This is a genomic window from Vibrio scophthalmi, from assembly GCF_040869025.1.
Taxonomy (GTDB): domain Bacteria; phylum Pseudomonadota; class Gammaproteobacteria; order Enterobacterales; family Vibrionaceae; genus Vibrio; species Vibrio scophthalmi.
The window spans coordinates 547388-570040 of the sequence record NZ_CP134272.1; the positions used below are offsets into that span (position 1 = coordinate 547388).

General features: G+C 45.1%; 19 protein-coding genes. 5 read left to right on the top strand and 14 right to left on the bottom strand.

Translation table 11 applies throughout. From position 1 onward, the window contains the following. Window positions 1-42: 42 nt before the first annotated feature. The 5 genes from RJD38_RS17435 to RJD38_RS17455 all read right to left on the bottom strand — a co-directional run bounded on the left by RJD38_RS17435 (window position 43) and on the right by RJD38_RS17455 (window position 5900). Window positions 43-747 carry a DUF445 domain-containing protein gene (locus tag RJD38_RS17435; protein WP_065546730.1) on the bottom strand — a complete coding sequence of 235 codons (705 nt, stop codon included), beginning with the start codon at window positions 745-747 and terminating at the stop codon, window positions 43-45. Between the two features lie 191 nt (window positions 748-938). Further along, on the bottom strand, window positions 939-2795 hold the full coding sequence (locus RJD38_RS17440; protein ID WP_005593454.1) for an ABC transporter ATP-binding protein: 1857 nt from the start codon (window positions 2793-2795) through the stop codon (window positions 939-941). Between the two features lie 244 nt (window positions 2796-3039). Then, complete coding sequence (locus RJD38_RS17445) at window positions 3040-3960, bottom strand: DUF368 domain-containing protein (RefSeq protein WP_040757819.1); 921 nt, start codon at window positions 3958-3960, stop codon at window positions 3040-3042. A gap of 111 nt (window positions 3961-4071) precedes the next feature. After that, window positions 4072-4809 carry a PilZ domain-containing protein gene (locus RJD38_RS17450; protein ID WP_005593457.1) on the bottom strand — a complete coding sequence of 246 codons (738 nt, stop codon included), beginning with the start codon at window positions 4807-4809 and terminating at the stop codon, window positions 4072-4074. A gap of 599 nt (window positions 4810-5408) precedes the next feature. Beyond that, on the bottom strand, window positions 5409-5900 hold the full coding sequence (locus RJD38_RS17455; RefSeq protein ID WP_005593458.1) for a GNAT family N-acetyltransferase: 492 nt from the start codon (window positions 5898-5900) through the stop codon (window positions 5409-5411). Window positions 5901-6030: 130 nt separating this feature from the next. Here RJD38_RS17455 and RJD38_RS17460 point away from each other — a divergent pair, with 130 nt between their 5' ends. Beyond that, window positions 6031-7209 (top strand): MFS transporter, encoded by a 1179-nt coding sequence (locus RJD38_RS17460; protein ID WP_065546731.1) that lies wholly within the window; start codon window positions 6031-6033, stop codon window positions 7207-7209. Window positions 7210-7284: 75 nt separating this feature from the next. Here the strand turns inward: RJD38_RS17460 and RJD38_RS17465 are convergent, their stop codons facing one another. The 9 genes from RJD38_RS17465 to deoD form a co-directional block, all read right to left on the bottom strand. After that, on the bottom strand, window positions 7285-8121 hold the full coding sequence (locus RJD38_RS17465) for an energy-coupling factor transporter transmembrane component T family protein (protein WP_009385955.1): 837 nt from the start codon (window positions 8119-8121) through the stop codon (window positions 7285-7287). Next, window positions 8118-9812, bottom strand: a complete 1695-nt coding sequence (locus RJD38_RS17470; protein WP_005593461.1) for an ABC transporter ATP-binding protein — start codon at window positions 9810-9812, stop codon at window positions 8118-8120. Before RJD38_RS17470 ends, RJD38_RS17465 begins: the two co-directional genes overlap by 4 nt. A 6-nt stretch (window positions 9813-9818) precedes the next feature. Beyond that, window positions 9819-10367 carry an ECF-type riboflavin transporter substrate-binding protein gene (locus RJD38_RS17475; RefSeq protein ID WP_005593462.1) on the bottom strand — a complete coding sequence of 183 codons (549 nt, stop codon included), beginning with the start codon at window positions 10365-10367 and terminating at the stop codon, window positions 9819-9821. A gap of 419 nt (window positions 10368-10786) precedes the next feature. Next, entirely contained in the window at window positions 10787-11917 is a 1131-nt protein-coding gene (locus RJD38_RS17480; RefSeq protein WP_065546732.1) for an HlyD family secretion protein, read from the bottom strand. Window positions 11918-11919: 2 nt separating this feature from the next. Beyond that, window positions 11920-12336: a DUF3302 domain-containing protein gene (locus RJD38_RS17485; RefSeq protein ID WP_065546733.1), complete on the bottom strand. Its 417-nt coding sequence runs from the start codon at window positions 12334-12336 to the stop codon at window positions 11920-11922. A gap of 92 nt (window positions 12337-12428) precedes the next feature. Continuing rightward, window positions 12429-14009, bottom strand: coding sequence for a GGDEF domain-containing protein (locus RJD38_RS17490; RefSeq protein WP_065546734.1), 1581 nt, complete (start codon window positions 14007-14009; stop codon window positions 12429-12431). Then, window positions 14009-15478 (bottom strand): tetratricopeptide repeat protein, encoded by a 1470-nt coding sequence (locus RJD38_RS17495; protein ID WP_065546735.1) that lies wholly within the window; start codon window positions 15476-15478, stop codon window positions 14009-14011. The genes RJD38_RS17490 and RJD38_RS17495 overlap by 1 nt, the downstream gene beginning before the upstream one ends. Window positions 15479-15601: 123 nt before the next feature. After that, window positions 15602-17074 carry a lactate dehydrogenase gene (locus RJD38_RS17500; RefSeq protein ID WP_040757825.1) on the bottom strand — a complete coding sequence of 491 codons (1473 nt, stop codon included), beginning with the start codon at window positions 17072-17074 and terminating at the stop codon, window positions 15602-15604. 283 nt (window positions 17075-17357) lie between these two features. Beyond that, window positions 17358-18068: a purine-nucleoside phosphorylase gene (gene deoD, locus RJD38_RS17505; protein WP_005593468.1), complete on the bottom strand. Its 711-nt coding sequence runs from the start codon at window positions 18066-18068 to the stop codon at window positions 17358-17360. A 390-nt stretch (window positions 18069-18458) separates the two neighbouring features. On the opposite strand from deoD, the gene RJD38_RS17510 reads away from it, so the two are divergent. The 4 genes from RJD38_RS17510 to RJD38_RS17525 all read left to right on the top strand — a co-directional run bounded on the left by RJD38_RS17510 (window position 18459) and on the right by RJD38_RS17525 (window position 22642). Then, window positions 18459-19409 (top strand): YbgA family protein, encoded by a 951-nt coding sequence (locus RJD38_RS17510; RefSeq protein WP_065546736.1) that lies wholly within the window; start codon window positions 18459-18461, stop codon window positions 19407-19409. After that, a complete protein-coding gene (locus RJD38_RS17515; protein WP_065546737.1) occupies window positions 19399-20199 on the top strand; it encodes a MerR family transcriptional regulator in 801 nt (266 codons plus the stop codon). The genes RJD38_RS17510 and RJD38_RS17515 overlap by 11 nt, the downstream gene beginning before the upstream one ends. Before the next feature lie 77 nt (window positions 20200-20276). Further along, window positions 20277-21728: a deoxyribodipyrimidine photo-lyase gene (gene phrB / locus RJD38_RS17520; protein WP_065546738.1), complete on the top strand. Its 1452-nt coding sequence runs from the start codon at window positions 20277-20279 to the stop codon at window positions 21726-21728. Next, window positions 21728-22642 carry a L,D-transpeptidase family protein gene (locus tag RJD38_RS17525; RefSeq protein ID WP_005593472.1) on the top strand — a complete coding sequence of 305 codons (915 nt, stop codon included), beginning with the start codon at window positions 21728-21730 and terminating at the stop codon, window positions 22640-22642. Before phrB ends, RJD38_RS17525 begins: the two co-directional genes overlap by 1 nt. Window positions 22643-22653 lie beyond the last annotated feature (11 nt).

Sequence of the window (22653 nt, forward strand, 5' to 3'; positions counted from 1 at the left end):
ACCTGTTGGGGCTCACCGTCAGAGTGGCGTTTGTGGTGCTAGTTAAGCGACAAAAGAAGAAACAACCCCAATTAGGCCACCGAACACGCCTCCCCAAACAACTAACCAGCCAAGATGTTCTTTAATCATCTTTTGCACCATCTCTTTAACCAATTTAGGCGTCAGTTCGTTTAAACGCTGATCGATGATGTTTTCAATATTAGTTTTGATTTCCTCCATCATCGCTGGAGACTCCATCTGCTCTTTTAGTGCGAGCTTAACCGAATCACTTTGGCTAATTTCCACCATTGATTGCTGCATCTTCTCAACAAAGGGCTGTTTTAACGGTTGTAGAGCTTCCGTTCCGCCGAACATCGCCAGCATGCCGCCAAAAGAAGATTGTGCAATGACCTCTACGAGTGAATCAAAGGTAGGGTTGAGGTCGATTTTTGCAATAACAGGCTCAAGGTTGAGCGTTTTGCTGCTATTTATTTCTTGGTTTAGAAACTTGTCAATGTTGCTGGCGGTGAAAAACTGCTCCATCATCAGTTGCTTGATAGCCAGTTTAAACTCTTCAAAGCGCGCAGGAATAACACCTGAACCATACAAACCGGGTACTTTTTCAAACAACATATGAATGGCTAACCAGTTGGTAATTGCCCCAGAGAAAGCAAATAGGCCTGCATAAAAGGCCAGTTGATTAGCAAAAACATGGCCACCGGCAAGTAGCGCAAGGGCAATGACATTCGTGAGTAAACTTTTGTTCATTAACGGAAGACTCGTGGTTTAAAAAAGTGTGACGAGTATAACGGAGTCGAAGGTTAGCAAAAAGCCCTCAACAGAGGGCTTTTGACCTTTTTATTGGACATATCAGCTTACGGTAATCGCGATACCAAGCGGGTTGAGGGGGCTCAAGCGCTCATAACCGAGCTTGGTTTCTATTACTTAGCTTCTATCGTTTAGTCTTGCTGAGCTTGGTCTTGATCTTTTTCGCCAAGGAAACCGCCTGTCTGGTGTGCCCAAAGTTGTGCATAAATACCATTGTTCTGCAGCAATTCTTGGTGCGAGCCTTGTTCTACGATTTGGCCTTGGTCAAGAACAATCAGGCGATCCATCGCAGCGATGGTGGATAAGCGGTGCGCAATCGCGATAACGGTTTTGCCCTCCATCAACTCATACAAGCTTTCTTGGATCGCCGCTTCTACTTCAGAATCGAGTGCTGAGGTGGCTTCGTCTAACACAAGCAGCGGTGCGTCTTTCAGTAGCACACGTGAAATTGCCACACGTTGACGTTGTCCACCTGACAGTTTCACGCCACGCTCACCAACTTGAGCATCGTAGCCCTCATTGCCAAATGGGTCATTAAGCGTTTGGATAAAGTCGTGTGCGTGTGCCTGCTTTGTCGCTTTTAGTAACTCTTCGTCACTGGCATCAGGTTTGCCATACAAGATGTTGTCGCGGATTGAACGATGCAACAGTGATGTGTCTTGTGTCACCATACCGATATTACTGCGCAGAGATTCTTGAGTGACATCTGAGATCACCTGACCATCAATTTTGATTTGGCCTTGTTCCACATCATGAAAGCGCAGCAGTAAGTTCACTAAGGTTGACTTACCTGCACCAGAACGACCAACTAAGCCCACTTTTTCGCCCGGTTTGATCGTCAAATTCATGTTGCTGATCACCCCTTTGTTTTTGTCACCATAGTGGAAGCTGACATCGTTAAATTCGATACCACCTTGCGTGACGTTAAGCGGTTTTGCATCGGTTTTGTCTTCGATATCGATCGGTTTTGATAAGGTTTTCATGCCATCAACAACGGTGCCCATATTTTCAAATAGAGCACCCACTTCCCACATGATCCACATTGACATACCGTTGATGCGTAGAGCTAAACTGATGGCGATAGCAATCGCTCCAATACTGATCGCACTGTCCATCCACAATACGATCGATAGCGTGGCAATAGAAAAAACCAGGATGTAGTTGGTCACTTCTACCGCAACGTCAAAGCCCGTGACAAGGCGCATTTGACGGTAAACGGTTTGTAGAAAGCCTTGCATGCCTTCTTCGGCATATTCCGTTTCACGGTGGCTATGTGAGAACAGTTTAACGGTAGAGATATTGGTATAGCTATCGACGATGCGGCCTGTCATCAATGAACGTGCGTCAGCTTGTTCAGTTGCGACTTGTTTTAGTTTTGGCACGAAATAGATCTGGATGCAGATATAAGCGACAAGCCAAAATAGCATTGGAATGGCTAAGCGCCAGTCAGCTTGCGCGAGCAGAACGATCATGCTGGTGAAGTAGACCGACACATAGACAAAAACATCCATACTTTTCATCACGGTTTCACGCACCGCTAGTGAGGTTTGCATCACTTTTGTCGCAACACGACCGGCAAAGTCATCTTGATAGAAATTGACACTTTGCTTGAGTAAGTAGCGATGCGCCAGCCAGCGGATCGACATTGGATAGTTGCCGAGCAATGTTTGGTGCACAAGTAATGAGTAGCCGACGACCATGATAGGCATCACGACCAATAGCAGAGCACCATAAAAGATCAAGTCAGCCTGGTTGTCTTGCCAGAAAGTTTCAGGATTACTGTTGGACAGCCAGTCAACCAAGTTACCCATCGCGCCAAACAGGGCGACTTCGACGATCGCAACAATGGTGGCCATGATTGACATGATGACCAATGGCACTTCAAATCCGCGCGTATAGTAACGACAAAAAGCAAAAATGCCTTGTGGTGGCTGTTCTGGCTCTTGATCGGGGAATGGCTTTGTGAAGCTCTCAAATTTCTTGAACATACATCATCCTAAAGCGCGGCAAGAAAAAGATATTATGACGATAGGGCTGCGCGCTGTGTTAAGTGTTGTATGTTATCGTTTTGCCAGCAGAAATGTAACTATCGAGCGGCTCATGATCGTACGTTTATGTGGCAGGCGTCGATTTAGTCAGAGAAATAACGGTCAGAGTTCGATACGGCTGAAGTGGGGCAATAAAAAGGCCAGCAATGCTGGCCTAATTCGATGGAAATTGATGCTTACGCGCTTAGTGTTGCGAGCGCTCTGCAAATTTTTCTAAACCAATCACAAGGGCGATTGCCGCAATCATCATCACCACAGCCATACCTAAGTGGGCCGGTTGATTCATCACGTTCTCAAATTCAAATGGGGTTAAGTTGTGTTGAATCAATGGCACTTCTTCCCCTTTTGAGTTGGTGCGCCATGAGATGGTCTCTTTCCATGGCCAGATCTTTGGCAACGTGCCGATCATCAAACCCGTTAGGAAAACTAAGGTGGCATCTCTAAAGCGTTTTAGCAACCATGATAGAACATGAGAGAAGCTCAGTAGGCCAACCACACAACCAGTTAGAAAGAGCGACAGGATAGTGAAATCAAATGATTTTACCGCACCTAAAACCGGAGCGTACATGCCGATAAGTAGCAGAATAAAGCTGCCCGAGATACCCGGAAGGATCATGGCACAGATCGCGATGGCGCCAGCAAAGACGATGTTGATGCTGGTCGGTTCCATTTGCAGTGGATTTAGTATGGTAATGCAGTATGCAAAAGCTACCCCCAGCAGCAGGAATATGGCGCGGCTCATGGTGCGTTGTTCCACTTGTTTGAGGATGTGATACACCGACACCAAAATGAGGCCGAAAAAGAATGACCAAAGTGGAATAGGATGAGTGACCAATAACCAAGAGATAAGTTTAGCCAAGGTCGCAATGCTGGTGAAAACCCCACCAAATAGCGCGATCAAGAATAGGCCATTAATATGACTGAACGCGGCCTTAAAGCCTTCTCGTTTCCAAATGCCAAGTACAGTAGGGTTGATACGGCGAATACTTTCTAAAAGCGTATCATAGATGCCGGTGATAAACGCGATAGTACCGCCAGATACGCCAGGTACAACATCGGCCGCGCCCATGGCGAGACCTTTAAAAAACGTCGTTAAGTAGTTCATTCAATACAGTAATCAGGTTGAGATGGCGAAAGTATACCGATAAAGGTGTCAAAAAAGTATGAAAATAGGGCGCAAAATCGCCCTAAAAATAAGATTGGATATTGGCTGAGGTTAACGCAGAGAGAGGCGATTACCATCGAACTTGAGATGTGCCAGTAAAGTTTTCGCATTTTCCTTACCACGATCATCAAACTTAACACCGTAGCTTCTTTTCTGTGAAGATTGCTTGACGTTACAAATCGTGCCGCTGAGTGAATCAAATGAAGTCGATTTCCCTGGCATTGATATCAATAGTTCAACTTTTTCCCCTGATGCGAACGGGCGTGTAAGGGAAGGGGTAATATATAAGCAGCCACTTTTCGATAAGTCTCGCATCACACACTCGATACGATGATTGGTGCTGTGAGCTTTAGCACGTAAATTGACTTCATAACGAGGTTCGTTACGCAGCGGTGTGGACTGCACGGTTTGTGGAATCGACATCGCAACCATCGCGATTGGCGCTTTAATGATGTGCAAAATTTGGCTACGGAAGCTAAATACCGCCCCTTCTCCACGCGGTGCAATAGCACGTAATGTGGCCCAAAATCCTTCTTGGAAGAAGTCGTTGATGTTTTCATCTGACAGTTTAGGTAATTCGACCAAAATCATATGGCTAGAGTGAGTGCCAATAAAGTTACTTTTGATTCGAAAACTGGTACCGACAGGCGTGACGATACCAATGCTGAGTTCACGGCCATGATCGATCATCGGGAGGGCATCGACGCTATTAACAACGGTTGCGGCGCGTGAGTTCATCTTGTTTGGCTGAGCTTTAGCTGCAGTGGTTGTCTGTGACTGAGTATTCATTCCACCACCATTATCCCGTTAGCGTATTTATTTTGAATTGAGCGTGCTGATCTCACTCTGAATCCTATTGTTTGACGTTACTTGTGTATAGACACGGTTAAGTTCAACTTATTTGCCTATTGGGAATACGCAGTAAATTCTATTGAGGGTTTGCTTCGAGTTCAAACATCAATATAGGTTATAAGTATGAGCTAGTTATCATTTTTGACGTCAATTATATGCACGTAGTCACACTTGACCAAGAAGAACAGCATTTTCAAGATTCTGTTGAGTGAGATTTGTTCTCTTTCATGCCGTTTAGGCACAATGATGATGTTGTCACCTTCACTTTGACTTTGATTCCACTCTCTCTTTTAGAGGCTAGAGTATGGTAAATTGGTCATTAAAGCGATAGCCGCGAAGACCGATTCGCATCATGGGGTTGTAGCAGCAGCATGCTGTGGTGACTTATCGGTCACTCTTTTTACTTGAATCCAAGCCGCAATGAAGGCCGCTAAAGGGTTGCGTGAATTATTCGATACAAGGCTAATACGGTATCGATAACGAGTCAAAATTTGACTATCGAGACCGTATTGGTGTTGGTGAGCTGAGGATGAAGATTAGGCTTTTATTCTCGCCATATAATAGGTGCTAATATATTCGCCGCGACGAAATACCGAGCACTTCGCTTCCCCTTCGATCTCAAAACCAAATTTTTTATAGCAAGCGATGGCGGTCTGATTGTCACTATTCACATCAATCTGGATACGTTTGATTTGCAGCCAATTATCGGCGAGATCAAGAACGGTTTCGATTAAACGACTGGCAATACCTAAACCATGGTAGTTGTCGTGAACACCAAGGCCAAATGTTCCGCAATGAATCAGGCGAGGGCTACGCAGATGTTCGAATCCGATATTACCTACGACCACTCCCTCGACTTCGGCAACGAAGCTATAGATGTGGTCAGGAATGTTTTCTAAACGCTGTTGCCACAGCGCGCTGCTGGGTAAAGGGAGTTGTAATGTCTCACTTTGCGCCTTGGGTTGTGAATAGAGCTCAGCTATAGCTGCAGCATCTGACACTAGGGTTGGGCGAATCTTAATATCCATATCTTTCTCATCCGCTTATCGGTTCATGCTTTGGTATAACATATTTATGGTTCTGTATAAAAAGTAAATATGATTGAGTGTGAAGGGTTCCCTCGGTAATCTTGCGAGGCGTTTTATAAGGAACCGTTTGATGAATCAATCTTCTGGGTGGAAAACCCCACAAAACTTTTTACTAATCATCTCTATTATCGTTCCAATTGCCTTTTCAAGTTGGATGGCTTTGTTGAATAACTTTGTTATTGAAAAAGCGAATTTTGATGGTGCTGATATTGGATTACTGCAAAGTGTGCGCGAAATACCAGGCTTTTTGGCTTTTACGGTGATTTTTGTGCTGATGTTTATTCGCGAGCAACGATTTATGATTGTGTCATTAGCGATGCTTGCCATTGGCAGCGCGATGACAGGTTTTTTCCCGTCAGTAACAGGTTTGCTACTCACCACCTTACTGCTGTCTACCGGCTTTCACTATTTTGAAACCTTAAAGCAGTCACTTGCACTGCAGTGGCTGACAAAAGAGGAAGCGCCTGAGACGCTGGGTAAATACATTTCTGTTGGTGCACTCGCCTCTCTACTTACTTACGCGGCATTATGGGTTTGCTTGGAAGTATTCCAGCTTGAATTTAAGTGGATCTATTTGATTTTCGGCGGGATTGGCTTTGCTTTGGTGGTTGTGGTTGCGTTTGCTTTTCCTCAGTTTGAAACCAAAGTGGTACAGAATAAGAAATTGGTGCTGCGTAAGCGTTATTGGCTCTACTATGCTTTAACCTTCATGAGTGGTGCTCGTCGTCAGATCTTTACCGTATTTGCTGGCTTTTTAATGGTTGAGCGATTTGGCTATTCAGCGGCCGATATCACGTTACTCTTCGTGGCTAACTACTTCTTTAACTTCTTATTTGCAAAGAAAATCGGTCGTTTTATTGGTCGAGTCGGTGAGCGCAAAGCGTTGATGTTTGAATACATTGGCTTGATTGGGGTATTTGTTGGTTATGCCTTTGTTGAAACGGCGGAATGGGCGGCGGCGTTGTATATTGTGGATCATCTCTTCTTTGCTTTAGCGCTGGCGATTAAGACCTACTTGCAAAAGATTGCCGATCCGGCTGACATGGCCTCGACGGCAGGGGTGTCATTCACGATTAACCATATTGCTGCAGTGGTGATTCCGGTGACGTTTGGTCTCATTTGGTTGGCATCACCTTCAGCGGTGTTCTTTATTGGCGCTGCGATGGCTGGTGTGTCTTTGCTACTGTCGCTTAATATCCCGGCTAAGCCAGAAGAGGGCAACGAAGTTCGTGTGTTGAAGTGGCGCTAAACGTTATCGCTATTGCTGACAAGTAAATGGATACTGGAATCAAAATAGGCGCCTACAAGGCGCCTATTTTTTTACTTAGAACGGATACCAAAATAATTGGCTATCCATCATGCGTTTGGTAATCGCTGCCGCAACCACAATGACAATTCCGAACAACGTCCATTTATCAATGCTGTTCAATGCTCTGCTACTGTACCAAGTACGACGATTATGACGGCCAAAACCACGCAATGTCATCGCGTTTGAGATTTGGTCAGCACGATCTAAACTCGAGAAAATCAATGGTCCAAGGATTTTCGAGACGTTTTGCAGACGTAAGAATAGTGGTGTGTTCTTGGACAAATCAAGGCCACGGGCTTGTTGGGCATGCATGATATTGACGAAGTCTTTTTTTACTTCTGGCAAATAACGCAAGGTTAAACTTACCGCGTAGGCGATTTTGTAAGGTACACCAATACGATTCAAGCTCGCCGCAAATTCTGTTGGGTGCGTGGTAAAAACAAACACCAATGCGATTGGGAACATGCTGAAGTATTTTAGCGTTACCGTCAGCAGATAAAACAAGGTTTCTTGCGTTACCGAGTAATGACCAAGTGGCAATAATACGGTGGTTGAGCCCATGTATTCCGTACCTTGTTGCGGAGCCAACAAGAACATAAATAGCGCGTTCATCATCAATACACTTGCCGTACCAATCAACAATGGTTTGTAGACTGATAGAGGCACGCGAGTCATTTTTAGCAGGCTAAGACCAGCAATAATCAATACACTGATTAGACGTAAGTCAAACGTAGTTAATACCACGGTTACCCACGCCATAAAAAGAGCAAACTTAGTGATTCCGTTCAGTGCATGCAAAGGGGATTTTGTATCAACATAGCTGATACCAAATTTCATTTTTGAAGCATTCATGCTGCCGGTTTCTCACGTTCAATAAAGGTTTGCATAAAGCGAATTTTGTCGTCGATATTCAATCGTTCGGCTAAGTCGTACAAGCTGGTGGTCGTCAGGTTGGCTTGCTCAAGCAAGTCTGGTTGACTGAATACTTGTGTCATAGGCTGGTCGGCGATCAACAGACTATCGGCAATCACAATCGAACGAGTTGAGTACTCCAAAACCAGGTGCATATCATGAGAAATAATCACCACAGTAATGCCCATTTCACGGTTGAGTTTTTGCACAAAGCTCAGCATTGACGTGTAGTTGCGGTAGTCTTGCCCTGCTGTTGGTTCGTCCAAAATCAACAGTTGTGGTTCCATCACCAAAATCGAGGCGATGGTCACGCGTTTCTTCTGGCCATAACTTAGTGCTTCAATTGGCCAATGGCGATATTTCGTCAAGCCACATAACGCGAGTACGTCTTCGACTTTTCGTTCGATAACGCTCTCTTCAAGCCCTTTATTACGTAGACCGAAGGCAACTTCATCGAAGATCATATGATGAGAGATCATATGATTTGGGTTTTGCATCACCACACCGATCTTCTGACTGCGCTCAAAAATGTTGAGGTTAGCAATGTCTTGACCATCAAAGTCGATATTGCCAGCATCGGGTTCAACAACGCCCATGATCAACTTAGTGATGGTTGACTTACCTGAACCGTTTTTGCCTAAGATCGAAACAAACTCACCACGTTTCACGTCAAATGACACGTTTTCGAGGGCGTTCTTCTCACCATCATAAGAGTAAGTCAGGTCGCGAATTTGCAGTAGAGCAGGCGCAACTTCAGCGCTAGAGGCAAGAGGGGTATCGATTTGCCATTGCGTAAAGGCTGACTGGTACTGTTCAACGCCGATATTGTCGAGCGAAGAGAGCTTATCAGTGTTAGCAAGAGGGCAATGAGCGGCCTTGAGAGCAGAAAGATAGAGAGGCTCACGGATACCGTGTTGCGCTAACAAATCTGAAGCCAACAGTGCATCTGGCGTCATGTCTGCAACAATTTCACCTTGTTCCATCAAAATAACACGATCAACATTGCGATGCAGAACATCCTCAAGACGGTGTTCAATCATCACAATCGTTTTGTTGGTTTTTTGGTGCAGCTCATCGATGATTTCGATGGTTCTGCGGCCTGTTTTTGGATCGAGTGCAGCCAGCGGTTCATCAAACAAAAGAATGTCGACATCATCCACAAGGATGCCAGCCAGTGATACTCGCTGCTTTTGACCACCTGATAAGTCGTGTGGTGAACGCTCGAGCATGTCTGCAAGATCAACCATTTTTGCCGTTGCTTTTACCAGTGGGTACATCTCAATATTCGACATGCACTGGTTTTCCAGAGCAAAGGCAATATCTTCACCAATGCTTAGGCCAACAAACTGGCTATCAGTATCTTGTAGTACGGTACCAACTTGTTCGGTAAAAGCGTGCAGATCCAGCGCCGAAGTCACTTGACCATTAATGGTTAAGTGACCGGAAATCTCACCTGAAATCGCGTGAGGAATAAGGCCGTTTAAGCACTGACCAAGGGTAGATTTACCGCTACCGCTTGGACCGATGATGACGATTTTCTCTCCTTGCTCTATCCTTAGATTGATATTTTTTAGTGTCGGTTTATCCAGCGACTGATATCTAAAAGAGAAGTTAGAAAATTCAATGGTCATTGCCGATTAGGCCTCAGTTAAATTGCGGCTCATCGCGTTGCGTTTGGCGACGTTTTTAAGAATGAAGAAACCAACAATTGCGATCAACAGTGAGTTGCCTGCCGCGATAATAGTTAACTGGGTAAAGACTTTGGTGAACGGTTCGGCATACAAGATGGTATCGAGAAACGCAGAAGTACCATAGCCCACCACGTTGCCAACAAAAGCCAATAACACAAACAGGGCAAAATCGGTTTTGTTGAAGATGCCTTTTTCAAGATTGTTTTTGGTCATACTTGAGTAAAAACCCATGGTGAGACCAACAATGCCAGAACCTAGAACCCATGTTAACCATACGCCCCAGCCTGCAAAGAGATCGGTAACCCAGTGGCCAATAAAGCCAACTAAAAAGCCTACCAGTGGACCAAACAGTACTGAGAATAGAGCCAGTACAGCCATGGCTGGTTTTAGGGTGGTATTAGCAAAAACTGGGATACCAAACATAGGCAGGCCGCCGATACCATAAAGTGCAGCGCCGATTGCAATAACCACGACGGTTTTGGCAGAAAGATTCATAGTTAACCTGTGTTCTAGCGAAATAAAATAAGTGATCCAAATGAGCGAATATTGATTCGATTTTTACTCATGGACGCGTAGGGGAGCGGATTATACAGAACATTGTGAGCGATGGAAAGCTAACTATCTAGACGTCTAGATGCGAAAGTGATGGTCGTAAAGTGTGATGTACAGCAAATAAATTTAGTGGTTTGTCTATTTGGCTTTATTGGAGTGGTGAATGTTTATCCTGCGCTGTGATTGTGGCGGGGATATAGCCGCGGAGAACTAGCCGAAACAGACGTTGAATGATGGGTTACCGAGGCCCCGATTGGAGCCTCAGTATTTATGCTTTTATAGAACGACGTTAAAGATAGCTTTCATTGCTCTTTGTATTAGAGAGCGTCGATTTGGTGAACATCGATGAAATGCGTCTTAAGTTAGTGGTCAAGGTAGAGATAGTTTTGCCAGCTCTTCATGCGAATCAACACCTTACGCATGATGGATACGTGACTAAAGCTATCAGAGTAGACCGCCACTTCAACCGCGGTGCCCATTGGCAGCGCGTAAGGCGTTAAATCATCATTCACCTTGAGTGTGACCAGCACTCGACCATTGGTTCTCAGAGCGTCTGTGCCAACCAAGGTGCCGCGTGCTTGAAATTGGCTTTCGCCGATGGCAGGCAAGATATCAATGATTTCCCCCTTAAATACTTTTCCTGGCAAAGCTCTAAAAATAAATTCAGCTTCAAAGCCTGGTTTTAAGCGCTGAAGAGAGTTTTGGCGAAAGGCTGCGGTGTAAACCAGCTCTTCGCTATGGACAAAAGTCATCACAGGTGCCAGCGGCAGGGGGACCGCCATCACTCCCGGACGTAGTGCTAGTTGAGTGGCAAAGCCATCGGTTGGGGCATAGACGGTGGTTTGCTCAAGGTTAAATTCAGCTTTACGTAGATCGGCGAGTAAACGGGCTACAGTGGTGTTTTCTCCGCCGATTTCAGAGTTCAACGCAATCTCGGCTTTATCGATATTGGTCGATGCAACTTCCACCGTTGCTTGAGCCGCTTTAAAGGCTTGACGACGCGTATCGAGTTGTTGCGCGGTGAATGCGCCTTTATCGTACCCACGTTGATAACGATTGAATTCACGTTGTGCTTTATCACGTTCAGCAATCGCTTTGGTTAATGCGGCTTCTTTCTCTTGTACGGTAGCCTCTAGCCCCAAAGCGCCTTGACTGGCTTCTTTGACTTGAGCTTTGAGTTTGTCGACTTCAGCCATATAAGGAACGGGATCGATCTTAAATAGCACATCCCCTTCTTTAAGTGGCTGGTTAGCTTCGACGGGAACTTCAATTACTCGGCCTCGAACACCAGACACTATTGGTGTGGTTGAAAACACCTGGTTACCAATTTGAGTGTAAGGGTGGTTAAAGTTCATCAAGAGAATTAAGGTGCCAATCAGTACGACACCCCCGAGCACGGCGGTAGGGACTGTCCACTTATTGAGTGGGATGCGAAATACTTTGAAAATAGCAATACAGAGAGCGGCATAAGTGAGTATCAGTAATAGATCCATGTTTACTGCTCCTCTTTATTAGTTGGTTGTTCGACACTGGTTGGCTGTCCGACGGATTGCTGGGGGGTGTTTAATTGTTTTGATTGGGTTTCTTTCAGCGTCGTCATTTCATGTTGTAGAGCTTCGACTTGATCAATTAAGTGCTCAAGACGATGGTGGAGATCGTGCTGTTCTTCTTCGAGTTTATGAAAACCCCAACCGCGTTCTTTACGCCATAGCGTGGCCCAAATCCATAAAAACGGCCAAAGTACATGTAAGGTGAATAGGCTAACCCAGCCAGCATAGTGAATGGCATCTTGATGAGGATGTTCGCGACTTTTGGCGATTTCATAGGGAATATCATGAATGGCGATAATGCCATAAAACAGCACGAGGGCCACGAAAACGAGTAAACCCAGAGCGAAGTAATCGAGAAACATAATACCGTCCTTGTATAATCACACGCTTTAAGTGTAACAATTAAATTATACAACTAACGGTATTTTGTTGAGATTTTGTAACTTCCGCGGTTTTATTCATAGCACACTTGGTTGCGGCCATTGGCTTTGGCTCGATAGAGCGCTTTGTCTGCACGATAGAAGGTGCGTTGGGTATTCTCGCCTTCACGATGTAAGGTAATCCCGATACTTACGGTTAAACCCCGTTCACCTAATATGTCACCCCAACCAAACTGGAAAATACGTTCGCGGTAGTTCTCGGCATGTATAGTGGCTTGCTCTAGCGTGTGGCGCTCAAGAATAATCAAAAACTCCTCACCACCAAATCGCACACAAGAGGCGCTACGGAATTTAAAATAGTCAGCAAGTTCCGATGAAACGCTAACGATGGCCTTATCGCCGACCAAATGGCTTAACTCATCATTAATGGATTTAAAATGGTCAATATCAACCACTAACAGAGCAAAAGGGGTGTCATGAAGTAACAGGTCTTTTAGTTTTGCATCCAACCAGCGTCGGTTGTGGAGACCGGTCAACGGATCGGTGAAGACATCTTGTTGCAATTGCGCTACGGCATGTTTTTGGTGTTCTGTAGTCTCTTTTAGTTCGCGATTTTCTAACTCCGAAAGGATCAACTTGAGCTGTAGCTCAAAGCGTGCAAGGCGACGTAATTGACTGGCACCGAGTTCACAAATGGGGATCTTTTTCATTAGATCGTTTCCGATGCGATATGCACGATGCTGATATTCAAGTGCACGCTTAAAGTTGTGCTGTTTCTCACACACAGAGGCGAGCGCATCACACAGTCTTAGATTCAAAATAGGCGAACCTTCTTTTTGAATTCGGGAGTGGGCACGTTCCAAGATCCAATTGGCTAGATGGATCTTTCCTGCATCGTTAAGGCAATAGCCTAGCTCCATGCGCATCATATTCGACAACCAATTGGAATTGATATTGCCGGCAGCGTATTGCACGTGGCCGAGGCAGCGCATCGCATCATCAAGGAGGGCTTGTTGTCTGAGTAAACGTGCTTGATAAAGCAAAATTTGCCCTGCGAGTACTTTATCACTCACAAGGATGCTCAGTTCTTCACACTCTTTGATGAGTTCCTTGGCAGCATTGATACGTTTAAGATCTATGAAACAGGCCAACATATAGAGCTTATAGCGTAGACGTAAAGAACGACTGCTGATGGCATGGTCGAGACTGTCTATTTTTTGATAATAGCGTAGGGCGCGGGCGTGATCGCCATAAGCATCACATAAGTTACCCATGCCCAATACGGCTTTCACGTACGAGTCGATGAAGCCATTTTCGACGGCAATGGTTGATGAAGCGATGTATTCGTTAAGGGCAGCGTTAAAATCACCATGATCAACTAAGCGATCGGCTAAATAGCCCCGCACTTCAAGGATCAACTGTGCATCTTGTGGCAAACAGAGCAAATCTAACCCGGCACGCAGCTCATCAATACCTTCTTGGAACTGTTTTAGTGAAGTACGAAATTCAGCGCTGATCACATAAGATTGTGCTTTTTCTTGTGGTGTGGTCGCGACATGTTGACGAATGTGATTCCAGAAAACGAGCGCTTCCTCACCCGTCACGGAAGACGCATCTAAACCAGCATCTGAAATTTTGTTTAACAATGCTTCCATCATAATTCTGTTACCACCGGCTCTTGCTCTAACTGTTCTAGTGTGAACGGAAAGGTCAGGATGTCGTAAAAGGAGAGTTGTGGCATACCCTGCTTGATACCACGACGTTTCCACGGATACATTTCGAACATTTGCGTCAATACTTGGAAAATACGATGCGCATCATCGCCTTTTTCGGCCAAGAGTAGACCGAGTTTGTCGGTACTTAAACGTGAAAGCAGATCTTGATGGTTACAGAAAGAGTGAGCCAGCTCAGCACAGATGTCTAAGCACTTGTTGTTTGGATGATGAATAATGATGGCCACATGATTGGCGCGTTTCAACTCAGTTTTAAACAGCATCATCTGTTCCCACCAAAACGTCTCTGAGACCATTTGACTCATATGTTTATCAGGGTCGTATTCATGCTGGGCGCGAATACGTTTAATTAATTTTTTAGCGCGTTGTTCAAGCGTTCGTTTCGACGCGCGAGCCTTGTCGCTGCCTTCACGTACTGTCTGCTCGCGTAACATTTCGGTAGAATGGGTTCGATATTTTTTAAAGGCTTGCAGCGCAATCACAAAATCGCCAACCTCTTCAGCAACGCGTGATTGCTGAAAATAGATTTGTGATAGCAGCTCGCCATTATCAAAGCTGTTGGCTGTTCTTTCTGCGGCAATAAGAAGTTGGGAAGCTTCTGAAGGTTCTTTACGCATCAGCTCTAAACGCGCTTGGCTAATGTAAGCGTGCGCTTTCATCCAAGTTAGGTTGTTCTGTTCAACCAACTGTTGTGCTTTTTGTGTGGCTTTTTCGGCATCATCGATTCGTTCTAAACCGAGCAAGGCTAGACCGCGGAAATCCCAAATTTCAGCCTGCCATGTGCGGTCATCATGATGTAATAAAGCTTCTTCGGCGCTGTCGAGAATAGAGAGCATGTCAATATAATGACCGATGAGATAGTGGTCCCATGCCAATAAGATACGGGCTTTACCTTCAAGCCAATAGATGCGCATGTTATTGGCCACTTTGACCGATAGTTCATGGGTGGATAACGCTAATTTGTACTCGCCCAATACGCGCCATACATTGCCAAGGCCGATAAGCGATTCAATTTGTATCTCAACTTGGTCAACTAGTGCTGATTGCTCGAGGGATTGAATCCAATATTGCTGGGCTGAGTAGTATTTGGCTTGTCCCCAAAAGTGCAGAGCATGGAGGTGAAGTATTTCTGGTAAGTCGTCATCGTTATCGACTTGGCTCAGTTTGGTGTAGGCTTCGCGGATGGTTTTTAGGCCTTTACGGTAATCCATAAGCGCCCAATAGCAACGGGAAATAATGACGAGACTTTGGACAACACCTCGAGGAAACAAGATCTGATTTGCTCTTGTCGCGCATTGCTCCGCTGCAAGTAACACCTGTTCAGGTTCGCTTTCAATGCGTGATTTGAGCTGTCCAAGCTCAACTTCTAGCAAATGCTGACTCTTATCCAATGAATTAATCCCTTAACCGCTAACTGAACTCATACCTTAGTATTATAAAAATAGCCGCCATTCGTGTGCTAGAAAAAGAGCTATTCGAGCGACGGTTTAATGGCGGACTTCACAGTAATGCAATTATGAGAGAAGTTCTCGCAGTGTCATGGGTGACTGATTGATACCTAAAGCCTGCGCTGCCGTTATGCCATCTTTATTTTGATAGCACAAATTATGCCATGCCCTGAATATATCCAATACAGGAAGTAGTCCTCCAGGGCGCAGTTTGCGACGTGGCTCATTAATAAAACTGTCAAACAAAAGTTGAAACCGTTGTTGGTAAAATGCGGTTTGGCGAATAGAGGCTCGGCGGAGCCAATATTTTGGCTTGTTGTGGCTTCCCGCTAAATAGCAAATCCCTTTTGCCATGTCTCCAGCATGAACAATTGCCCAGCGATCTCGCCACCAACCCATATGCACGATATCAATTTTATCGAGTGGAAATTCTTTGCCCCACTGACCATCTTCATCGACGTACATAAGGTCGATTGTTGCCGCGTGAATACGTGGCAGACTAACACTCAATGCCGCTGATCTCAGCAATGGGTCTTGCGGCAAGTAAATCGCCACTTTTCTTTGGTCGTTACACAGACTTAAAACATGCAGAAAATGCGCATACGAGGTGTATGGTGGACGAATTAGCGCGCCTTTCGATGGGTAATGAAAAGCGGTTAAGTTCCCCATCGGGTCTTCTACATTACCACGGGCAAGAATCGTCTGATATTGTTGATCGATTCGCTCACGCAGATTTCGGGCTGAAGTCGTATTTAGATGATTTGACTCTGAAGTATGATCTCGAGAGACGAAACGCGCAGGACTAGAAAAAGGGTCGTGATCGCAGCTGCCAGTAGGTTCTTCTTGAGCCGAATAGTTCACGTGCTGACTGAGAATGTAGCCAGAATGTGCCTCGCCGGTCGCAATCCAATAGACTCCATTGTTGCTTTTGCTCTGCAAAGGCATGTAGTGGGATGCGAGTTCGTATTGCTCAGCGTGGTTAACCCAACGTGCGTCGAACATCGCCAATTTACGGCGGCAACGGCTGGCAATATGATCGATATGATCATAGAAGGTTTTTGGGTTGATAGTCAGCTTACGACAAATTTCACGGACGGAATAACCCATAAAGAGCAACCCCAATAGGTTCTCTTGAAAGTTGAGTTTATGGTTGGCACCGGACCATTTGTCGACAAAAGTCGATTGGCATACTTTGCAGCGATAACGTTGACGATCACCACTATAACCAAAGGCATGGTAGAGGTGTTTATGACTATGGATGGATAATCCGAAATGCTCACAATCTTTATTGCGACAAGCGGGCAGTCCTTCACAATGTAATTGTCTTAAACGGTGTAATTCATCAAGTACATCTTGATTGTTGAGTAGCGGAGGGAAGGCACCACATTCACGACAAACCATCGCAGGGCGCTTAGGGTTGGCATGTTGGACAACATAACGGTGTGCGTCGCTTAATCCAAAGTTATCGCAGGCCAGTGTTTTACAGAAGTTCAGTTGACATAAGGTGTTGCCATGCTCGTCTGTGACAGCTTCGGGCAATTCAGAACCTTTGTGTGGATGCGATGATGGTTTTATCACGTAACACCTAAAATTAAGGGGGCAAGGCTTTATCCACGACCAAACCTAATCAAGCAAATGACATCCTTCACACTTTATAACACGCCAATGTAATCAATGAAGTAGGATGTACTACAACGACATATTCAACTTAAATGAATAAAGTGAGCAGTCGTTGTTATGCCTCGTTGGGTCAGTTGCTAGATGCCACAATCCCCCCTCGGGTGATTAAAGCAGCCAGTCAGGCACTGGCTGTAAAACAAATTTAGATAGAAATTGCCGTTTCGAGTGCAACTTTCATCATGTCATTGAACGACTTTTGACGTTCTTCCGCGCTCAGTTTCTCTCCGCGAATGATATGGTCTGAAACCGTTAGAATTGTCAGTGCTTTTGCACCAAGATCCGCCGCTACGCCGTAAATACCAGCCGCTTCCATATCAACACCAAGAATGCCTAGCTTTTCCATTTTTGCGAAGATATCGGCTTCAGGCGTGTAGAAAAGATCCGCTGAGAATACGTTGCCCACTTTCACTGGCACATTTTGCGCACGCGCTTGGTTTACCGCCTCTTCAAGTAGGCCATAATCTGCGATCGCAGCGAAATCGTGGTTGTTAAAACGAATGCGGTTTACTTTTGAATCGGTTGATGCGCCCATACCGATAACCACATCCATTAGGTTTACATCATCGCGAACCGCACCACAGCTGCCTACTCGAATCACATTTTTCACACCGTATTCTGCGATCAACTCGTGTACGTAGATGCAGCAAGATGGGATACCCATACCGTGCCCCATCACAGAAACAGGCTTGCCTTTGTATGTGCCGGTGTAACCAAACATGTTTCGCACATCACACACTTGTTTGACGTCATCAAGGAAAGTTTCCGCAATATATTTAGCGCGAAGAGGATCGCCTGGCATCAAAACAGTTTCAGCGAAATCACCAGGTTGAGCATTAATGTGTGGGGTTGCCATAGTCGTTACTCCGATATTTTAGGAAAGTTCAATCTAGTAATTACTAAAAGTGTTGAACCTCAATAAATCTGTTGAGGCAATACTAGCTAGATGTAGCGGGACTCCTTGAGAAGTATGTCACAAAAAGTCGAGCTAATCGGATTAATTTTCCTATTGATAACTAATTGTGTTGAAACTGGTAAGGCAATCGTTTTGCCGAACGATTGCGTCATTCAATTCCTTATTTATTTATCGATAGTATGACATTTCTGTACGAATTTAATTTTTGTACAACAATTGTTTTTATGCTAATACTTATACGTGAAATAATTTTGTATACGCAGTTTGTGTGCATAACTTGTTTGGTGACCTTTGAGATGTAAAGGGCGATTGTTTAAAGAGGGAAAGGGTATGGAACAGGAAATCAAAATCGGTGTTAGTGCCTGTGTACTCGGTGAAACCGTTCGTTTTGACGGTGGACATAAATCGAGTCGATTTGTTACCAAGGAATTGGGTAATCATTTTAGATTCGTTCCCGTTTGCCCTGAAGTTGAATCTGGTATGCCAGTACCAAGGCCGACGATTCGTCTGATTTCAGATAAAGAACGTATTGCCTTGGTTGAAACAAGAGATGCAAGCAAGGATCACACTGACAGCATGTTGGCATTTTCTCGTCGTCGTATAGAACGATTACAAAACGAAGATTTATGCGGCTACGTGGTGTGCGCTAAATCTCCGACATGCGGCATGGAACGAGTAAAAGTGTATGGCAGCAATAGTGCTGAAAAAAGCGGTATTGGTTTGTACACCAAAGAGCTCATGACACGTATGCCTTGGTTGCCAATCGAAGAAGATGGCCGACTTAATGATCCGATATTAAAAGAAAACTTTGTGACTCGGGTGTTCTGCTTACACGACTTTTATCATTCGATGGATGGGGAGCCAAGTGCAGGTAAAATTGTGGCGTTTCATTCTCGTTACAAGCTGACATTGATGGCGCACCATCCGGCCTCTTATAAAGAGCTGGGAAAACTAGTCGCACAAGTTGCAAATTATTCTATTGAAGAGTTTTATCAGCTCTACCGTGTTGGTTTAATGACAGCAATGGCAAATCGCGCCAGTCGAAAAAATAACACTAATGTTTTAATGCATATTCAGGGCTATTTCAAAAAAGCACTAGAAAAAAACGAGAAAGCTGAGCTTTGCCAGGTGATTGACGATTATCGTCTGGGTGTTCTTCCTCTGCTGGCACCGCTAACGCTATTAAAGCATCATATGCAGCGCTTCCCTGATGAATATTTACAAAGTCAGAAATTTTTAAACCCTTACCCACAGGAGTTACGTTTACGCTATGGGCTGTGAAAATAAACTGTACGCAATTCGCGAAGTATCAGAGTTAACCGGGATTAAGCCGGTGACATTGCGCGCATGGCAGCGTCGATACAATATCATTCAACCGCAGCGTACTGAGAAGGGCCATCGCTTATATACCTATGAACATATTGAACAGATCCGAATCATACAAGGGTGGCTGGAAAAAGGCGTTGCGATTGGTAAGGTAAAAGTTTTACTTGATAGCGGGCAAGTTCCTGAATTTCCAACAGGCGCCGCGGATGTAGTGCTAGAAGAAGTGGAAACGACCTTAAGCGCACTTGCTCAACTAAATCGCCATAAAGCGGAAGCGACGTTATCGTTGGTGTTTAAAGAGTATCCATTAGAGATCATTACCACTCGGTATATTCAACCCATCGTTGCCGCGATAGCACAGGTGAAAAAAAGTCAGCAAACATTGCAATCAGGTCTGTTTCAATCGATTTTGTTAGCACGGTTAACGTCAATTTTAGACGCTGAAAACAAGGCGGCTCGCAATGGTAAAGGCTTGGTGGTTAGTTATGATGCTATAGGCTCGACAGCCATGAGGCTATGGGCGTTAAAGTTAGTCGATCGAGGTTACAGTATTAGCTTTATCGAAGGCGTTGACGATATCAGTGGGTTGCAATCTAATACGGGCCTTGAGAATTATGCAATGGTTGCTGTGTTTGCTTCACAAGCGCCTGCTCAAGCACAGCTCACGCCAATACAAGCAATTGCTAACGTGTTGGGCAGTCAGTTTACCACTAGCCCATTAATCACTACGTTAATGAGTGCGTAAGATTGATTTTTTAGGTTGATGAAAGCGGATTAAACGAACATCCAACGGGCAATGGCTGTTGATAAAGGAGTGTTGTGATGCAACTCATGTGGTTTCGCCGTGATCTACGCGTTGAAGATAATACGGCTTTGCAAAGCGCGATTAATACGCAGCAAGCCGTTATTGCGATTTACGTTGCCACGCCCGATAGTTGGCGAAACCATCACCTTAGTCCAATTCAAGCGGATTTGATTTATCGTCGTCTATTTGAGTTACAGCAAGACTTAGCACAACTCAATATTCCCTTGCTATACATGGAAGTTGAAAACTATCAGCAATCTGTTCAGCAAGTGAGTGACTGCGCGCTGCGCTATGGTGCAGAGCGTGTGGTATTTAATCGCGAGTATGAGGTTAATGAACAAGATCGTGATGATTTACTACATAGCCACAGCGCGATTGAAATTCAGGGTTTTGATGATAAGTGTTTGCTGCCTCCTGGCTCCGTACTCAACAAACAAGGTCAGTACTTTAAAGTTTTTACCCCGTTTAAACGTGCCTATTTAGCTCGTTTAACCGAAAATCTACCGCCAGTGGTAAAAACTACCGCAGTACGAGACGATTCGACGAACATATTGGATATCAAGGCGGAGCAGAAAGAGTCGTATCCAGCACTTTTATCGCCGCAAAGTGTTTTCTCTTATCCACGCGAATCGAGTGAGCGATATGTGGTTAACAGCAAAGCGATTCGTCAATTGTTACGTGAGTTTTGCCACGAGCGGGTCGATAACTATCACAACGATCGTGACAAACCAGCGCTAAACGCGACAAGCATGCTTTCACCTTATCTTGCCATTGGCGCTTTGTCGGTTCGACAATGTGTGGCTCGGGTTCTCTACTCTGCCCAAGCTCATCAGATAACCAGTCCCCTCTTGGGGGAAGGCATCCACACTTGGATCAGTGAATTGGTGTGGCGAGATTTCTATCAACATTTACTACACTTTGAACCAAAGCTTTGTAAAGGACAAAATTTTGTTCAGTGGACTGAAAAACTGAATTGGCCCGGGAGTAAACAACATTTAGCGGCGTGGCAAAAAGGGATGACAGGCTATCCAATTGTCGATGCCGCTATGCGTCAACTCAATCAAACCGGCTGGATGCACAATCGCTTGAGAATGGTCGTGGCCAGTTTCTTGACTAAGGACCTGCACATTCATTGGCATGACGGTGAAAGGTATTTTATGCAGAAGCTGGTGGATGGGGACTATGCGGCCAACAATGGAGGGTGGCAGTGGAGCGCTTCGACGGGGTGCGATGCTCAGCCTTATTTTCGTATCTTTAATCCGACCGCGCAAGGTGAGAGGTTTGATCCAGACGGTGATTTTATTCGTCATTGGATCCCGGAGTTAAGCGCAGTACCCAACAAGTTTATTCACCAACCTTGGCGGTGGGAAAATGTCATTAGCTTGTCATATCCTAAACCAATGGTTGATCACAAAAGCGAAAGAGAGATAACCTTACGGCTCTTTCAAGATGCTAAGGATTTCCAATGATGCTGCGTAAGCTGCTCATACTATGCTGCTGTGTCAGCTCCACGGTTTTTGCACGGAGCTATGAGCTTCCCCCTCAAGACAGCAAGATTGTCGGTCGAACTCAATTTCACCAAATCAAAACAGGTGAAAGTATGGCTGATATTGCTAAGCAATACGACGTCGGCTTCTTAGCTTTGATGGCGGCTAACCAAGGCGTGGATCCTTTCTTGCCGCCTGTTGACTACGTCTTGACCATCCCAACGCAAGTGATCTTGCCGGATGTGAAACGTGAAGGTGTGGTGATTAACCTTGCCGAGTTGCGCTTGTACTATTTTGTTCCTGAGCAAAACGTGGTGCACATCTTTCCGGTCGGAATTGGACGCATCGGACGTGATACGCCAGAAATGGTAACTAAAATTAGCCAAAAAAGGCCGAATCCAACTTGGACACCACCTAACTCGATTCGTAAAGAATATTTAGCAAAAGGGGTGACTCTACCAGCGGTTGTTCCCGCAGGGCCTGATAATCCGTTGGGTGAATATGCACTGCGCTTAGCTCACGGCGCTGGGGACTATTTAATTCACGGTACCAACAAAGATTTTGGTATTGGGATGCGAGTGAGTGCGGGTTGTATTCGTATGTCACCACAAGATATTGAATGGCTTTTTGAGCAGGTTGACTTGGGGGAGAAAGTTACCGTCATTAATGCACCGGTTAAAATTAGCTTAGAGCCTGACCGAAGTGTCTATATTGAAGCTCATGAACCGTTAACACGCAGCGATGGTAGTAAAACCGTGCTAGGCATACCACAAGAGCTAACATGGTGGTTGCAAGCAATGGATCAGCCTGAAGCGAAAGCTCGTGCGGTGATCTTGGCGCAAAATGGTGTGCCAGTTGAGATAGTGGCGCCCCAAGAGCTAGAGTCTCCTCTGTAATAGCAAGGTTA

Coding starts and splice junctions, on each gene's coding strand:
- RJD38_RS17435 (WP_065546730.1), bottom strand. CDS start 747: ATGAACAAAAGTTTACTCACGAATGTCATTGCCCTTGCGCTACTTGCC.
- RJD38_RS17440 (WP_005593454.1), bottom strand. CDS start 2,795: ATGTTCAAGAAATTTGAGAGCTTCACAAAGCCATTCCCCGATCAAGAG.
- RJD38_RS17445 (WP_040757819.1), bottom strand. CDS start 3,960: ATGAACTACTTAACGACGTTTTTTAAAGGTCTCGCCATGGGCGCGGCC.
- RJD38_RS17450 (WP_005593457.1), bottom strand. CDS start 4,809: ATGAATACTCAGTCACAGACAACCACTGCAGCTAAAGCTCAGCCAAAC.
- RJD38_RS17455 (WP_005593458.1), bottom strand. CDS start 5,900: ATGGATATTAAGATTCGCCCAACCCTAGTGTCAGATGCTGCAGCTATA.
- RJD38_RS17460 (WP_065546731.1), top strand. CDS start 6,031: ATGAATCAATCTTCTGGGTGGAAAACCCCACAAAACTTTTTACTAATC.
- RJD38_RS17465 (WP_009385955.1), bottom strand. CDS start 8,121: ATGAATGCTTCAAAAATGAAATTTGGTATCAGCTATGTTGATACAAAA.
- RJD38_RS17470 (WP_005593461.1), bottom strand. CDS start 9,812: ATGACCATTGAATTTTCTAACTTCTCTTTTAGATATCAGTCGCTGGAT.
- RJD38_RS17475 (WP_005593462.1), bottom strand. CDS start 10,367: ATGAATCTTTCTGCCAAAACCGTCGTGGTTATTGCAATCGGCGCTGCA.
- RJD38_RS17480 (WP_065546732.1), bottom strand. CDS start 11,917: ATGGATCTATTACTGATACTCACTTATGCCGCTCTCTGTATTGCTATT.
- RJD38_RS17485 (WP_065546733.1), bottom strand. CDS start 12,336: ATGTTTCTCGATTACTTCGCTCTGGGTTTACTCGTTTTCGTGGCCCTC.
- RJD38_RS17490 (WP_065546734.1), bottom strand. CDS start 14,009: ATGGAAGCATTGTTAAACAAAATTTCAGATGCTGGTTTAGATGCGTCT.
- deoD (WP_005593468.1), bottom strand. CDS start 18,068: ATGGCAACCCCACACATTAATGCTCAACCTGGTGATTTCGCTGAAACT.
- RJD38_RS17510 (WP_065546736.1), top strand. CDS start 18,459: ATGGAACAGGAAATCAAAATCGGTGTTAGTGCCTGTGTACTCGGTGAA.
- RJD38_RS17515 (WP_065546737.1), top strand. CDS start 19,399: ATGGGCTGTGAAAATAAACTGTACGCAATTCGCGAAGTATCAGAGTTA.
- phrB (WP_065546738.1), top strand. CDS start 20,277: ATGCAACTCATGTGGTTTCGCCGTGATCTACGCGTTGAAGATAATACG.
- RJD38_RS17525 (WP_005593472.1), top strand. CDS start 21,728: ATGCTGCGTAAGCTGCTCATACTATGCTGCTGTGTCAGCTCCACGGTT.